Source organism: Pantoea sp. ME81, from assembly GCF_903970985.1.
GTDB lineage: Bacteria > Pseudomonadota > Gammaproteobacteria > Enterobacterales > Enterobacteriaceae > Pantoea > Pantoea communis.
Window position 1 is genome coordinate 1 of the sequence record NZ_CAJCKS010000275.1, and the last position, 4,447, is coordinate 4,447.

Below are 4,447 nucleotides of genomic sequence, written 5' to 3' on the forward strand. Positions count from 1 at the left end.
CTGAACCTGTTACGTCCCGGTATGCCCCCTGTACAGCGAAGATAATCCCTGGTACGCCTCGCTCTGTCATGTGACACCGCAGAGTGCCAACAGAGCACAACCTTGGGCCGGACTGCTTTAATTTCTTAGGATAATGGATTCCCTTTCATTATCAATTGGTGCTGTTGACCCACTGGTATGACGTTCTTATAACGGAAGGTGGAAATAATGAGTGATGCTGAAATGCATGATTCGCTTTTAATGTTAAAAAAAGAATTGTTGTCTCTAAATTACGAGATTGATGTTCCATTTAATGTGGTTTCTGAAGGGGATGAACTAATCGCCTCGTGGAAAATAGCCGATGCCAAAGCAATTGAGATTTTTGGTATGGAGGGGTTGAAAAAACAGTTTGAACTGAGATTGATTTTTGATGTGGATAACAAAACAGTGCGTTACACAGAAAAATCGACAGGCATTAACTGGGACGCGCAATTAAAACGTTTTATTAAGAAAAAAGAAGTGTGTCTGGGAAGTCGTAAGGAATTCTGTCAGGGAGCTTCATGGGGGATTAAAGAGGACGGTTCATTCGGTCAGCAATATGCTTACAAATTCAGAACGCGAGATATTAAAAACCCAATTTTTAAGATTGTGCAGAATTCAGGATGGCACCTGAAACTCAGTGCAACAGATAAGGTGGGATATCACATTTTCACCATTCTGATTGCGGTAATGGTGATCTGTGGTTTGGTGGTTTACCTGTTTTAAGGAGAGAAATGAGTGAAAGGAGTGATTCGTATCGGGGATACCCTGTCCAGTGGTGGCACCGTCCTGCAGGGCAGTTCCGGGGTAAGATTTCAGGGTAAGGAGGTTTCCTGTGCTGGGGATAAGGTGGTGTGCTCGGCCCATGGCGGGACGACCATTGCAGAAGGCGATGAAGTGGCAAAAATTAACGGTAAACCTGTTGCACTTCAGGGGCACCGCTGTGGTTGTGGCTGCACATTAATCTCCTCATTACCCATTGCCGGAAGGCGTCAGTAATGCCCATTGAACTGGAAAAAATCCCGCCAAAGCGGCAACTGCCGGAGGCGCCTTCATCATTGCGATGGATCCTGGTCATTGCACTCATCACGTTAAGTGGTGTGATGCTCTCTCTCTGGCTGTGGCCCAGGGATATGCCTACAGACTCTGTCTGGTTCTGGTTTTGCACCCTGGCAATACCTCTCTCTTCTGGATTTGCGTGTTACGGTTTCCGGCTAAAGGCTTATGAAAATGAAAGGGATAAGGCCTGCTACTGGAACAAGCTTCATCAGCAACAGCATGACAGGTATGTCGAGCAGGGACAGCGAGCTGCTGGTGTGTTGGGCCAGTCTTTTATTACGCCCTACGGTTGCAACAAACTCAGCTCCGTATTGCTTACTCATGGCAGCATGCTGTGCTCGCAATACAGTCCAGCACTAAAGCGTGCGGTAACGACCGCACGTCTGTCAGACTGGATGCCGGATGTCCCGATACTGACCTTTGAAAAAAGGCTGGCTGGTTATCTCAATGATGTTCTTCACATGCTGAAAGCGGAGTTGTCAGCTCTCTCTGATGACAAGATTTCTGTACGTATTCAACACGATGGTGTGCTGACTAATTCGCAGGTGGGGCGGATCTGGCAGAGCATAATTTCACCCACTCATACTTTTTCCCTACCTGAGATTAGCACAGAGGACACTGGGCTCATGTGGCTGGATCCCTTGCTTGATCAGGATGAATCAACCGTCATGCTGTCGGTTGAAATCAATCTTTTTCACTCGCTGCGGGATCGCCAGTCTGAGTCAGTATCGGCACTCATACTGGCAACACCAGAATGGTTGTCCCGGCATAACGTTAAATCCGAGGTTCTGATCCATCGCCCGGTTGTGGCAACAGAGCTGATGAGTTCACTGGAGGATGTGCTGCGATGGGGGAAACTTTCCCATGATGAACCACACACACACTGGCGGTCAGGTGTGAGTCAAATGTCGCTACAGCGTGTAATTCAGCAGGCTGAACGTCTGGGATATGTTCCGGGAAATAAAGAGAGTTACGACATTGACGATCTGTTTGGCGTGCCGGGGGCGGCGACAGGAAATATCGCTTTAATCTGCGCCAGTGGACATGCTGCATTGTCAGGAAACCCTCAGTGGGTAATGGTTGAAGATAATAATGCCCATCAATTAATTGTGCGTAAATCAGAAAGCTGAAGGAACGCTGTATGATTAAAAATAAACGGATAAGTACCTGGGTTATCATCACCGTTATATTCATAATAAGTGCCGGTCTCATCTGGTCAGATAATCCATTTTTACACCTCAGCGGTCGTGAACAAAAACTTTATGCATCATTAATCACTGCTGTGATGTGTCTGCTTTTATTACTGATGGACGAACTGCTCATCGAGGCGTGGCTCTGGCTGGTATCACGGACTTTCCTGCAGCGATTAATAACGCTCACAGGGACCAAAACACAACAGACAGAGCATGCGCCTGATAACGACTTTTATCGGGACACGTTAAAACAGTGCAGACTTCATCTGCGTGTAAATTCTGGCCTACGCTGGCGGCATAATGTTCGCGTCATTCTCATCACCGGGAGCGTTGCGGATGTAGAGTCTCTGATCCCCGGACTCCCGACTCAGCTCTGGCAGGAGGACGGCGGTACACTTTTATTCTGGGGGGGAGACCCGTCGGAAAACCTTAACAACAGCTGGTTTAAAATGCTGAGTGGCTTTAGCCGCCGCCCGGCTGATGCAATGGTGTACGTTACGTCTGCTGCGGACCGATGTGCGGCAAGCCGTCGCGACGCCTCAGCATCTTTACCGCCAGCAATGAACATTGATGTTGTCGTTCAGGGAATCGCAGCCCGTTATGATGCCCTGGGGTGGCATCTTCCACTGTTTATCTGGTCGCTCCATCCGCACACCGGTGAGCAGAAGGATCGTATCACTCAGCCCCTGGGCTGTCAGTTGCCTGAAACCAGTAATGTTGATGCTCTGCTGGCAGAACTCACGGGCCGACTCACCTCACAGGGTATTCAGCAGGTGGCTGGTAATCCGCAGCATCACTTTCTTCTCGGCCTGGCTGACCAGCTCAGCCGAAGTCCCGAGTCTGTTGCTGCGATGATTTCTGCCTTTTGGCCCCCACGCCGCCCACTCCTGCTGGCAGGCCTTGTTTTCAGTGCCCCTTCTGGAAAAGTCGAGGGTGGCATACCGCACCGCTGGATACAGGACAATCGCTGGGATGCGTTGCCCACGAGCTCAAACGAACTGCCTGCACATCTCCGCCCTATACGCCCTGGCCTGCAGTGGAGTCGCATATTCGCTGCAACCGCCTGTGCGTTAGTCATTCTGTGGGGGGCGGGGATGCTGGTCTCTTTCGCCGCCAATCGCAGCATTATCGGTGATGCCGTACAGGTGACTGAAAACGCTTCTGACAGCAGTCAGTCTTTAAAACAACGGCTTGCTGCGATGGGCGTGCTTCAGGATACGATCGGACAATTACAGTATCGCCAGGAGCATGGTACGCCCTGGTACAACCGCCTCGGACTGAGCCAGAACGAAGAACTGCTGTCTGCCCTGTGGCCGCGCTACCGTGAAGCAGCACTGCCTCTGCTGCGCGACGCCGCGGCCTTGCAGCTTACTGACGCGCTGAAAGCCTATGCCGCACTCCCACCTGACAGCCCACTGCGCGAAACGCAGTCAAAGCAGGCCTACACACAGCTCAGACTGTATCTGATGCTGACGCACCCTGAACGTATGGATCCACGCTGGTTCAGCCAGTCGCTGATGCAGAACTGGACGCAGCGGCAGGGTCTGAACCAGGCATACTGGCAGGGCGCCGGGAGTCCGCTGCTGGCTTTCTATGCAGAGAATCTCAATGCTCACCCTGAATGGGCGCTGAAAGCTGACCCGGAGCTGGTCGGGCAGGTGCGCGGCCTGCTGGTTCGCCAGGTGGGGGTGACCAACAGCGAGTCCCGCCAGTATCAGCGGGTGCAGTCAGAGGTGAAGCACCAGTACGCCGATATGCGACTGGCCGATATGACCGGCGATACGGATGCCGGTCGGCTGTTTACCACCGATGAAGTTGTTCCCGGCATGTTCACCCGTCAGGCCTGGGAAGATGGCGTTAAACCCGCGATTGAAAAAGTGGCGCGGGAGCGGCGTGAGGAGATGGACTGGGTACTCAGTGATGCGCCGCCCCCCGCTGGTGATGCTTCCTCACCCGAAGCGCTGGAGGCGCGGCTCACCAGCCGATACTTTGCCGACTACAGCGCAGCCTGGCGGAACTTCCTCAACAGCCTGCGCCTGCAGCCGGCACCGACGCTTTCCGACGCAATTGACCAGCTCACGCTGATGGCGGATGTGCGCCAGTCGCCGCTGGTGGCGCTGATGAACACCCTTAGCGTGCAGGGGCGGACCGGGCAGAGTGGGGATGCCATTGCTGAC

4 protein-coding genes are annotated in these 4,447 nt (G+C 52.6%); all 4 read left to right on the forward strand.

All coding sequences use genetic code 11. From position 1 onward, the window contains the following. The first annotated feature begins 207 nt into the window (after positions 1-207). Positions 208-744 (forward strand): hypothetical protein, encoded by a 537-nt coding sequence (locus H7A81_RS26010; RefSeq protein ID WP_166932439.1) that lies wholly within the window; start codon positions 208-210, stop codon positions 742-744. Between the two features lie 12 nt (positions 745-756). Further along, positions 757-1,017 carry a PAAR domain-containing protein gene (locus H7A81_RS26015; RefSeq protein WP_166932440.1) on the forward strand — a complete coding sequence of 87 codons (261 nt, stop codon included), beginning with the start codon at positions 757-759 and terminating at the stop codon, positions 1,015-1,017. After that, complete coding sequence (locus H7A81_RS26020; protein WP_182059199.1) at positions 1,017-2,207, forward strand: hypothetical protein; 1,191 nt, start codon at positions 1,017-1,019, stop codon at positions 2,205-2,207. The genes H7A81_RS26015 and H7A81_RS26020 overlap by 1 nt, the downstream gene beginning before the upstream one ends. 512 nt (positions 2,208-2,719) lie before the next feature. Beyond that, on the forward strand, positions 2,720-4,447 hold a 1,728-nt coding region (locus H7A81_RS26025), incomplete at its 3' end, for an ImcF-related family protein (RefSeq protein ID WP_220458125.1).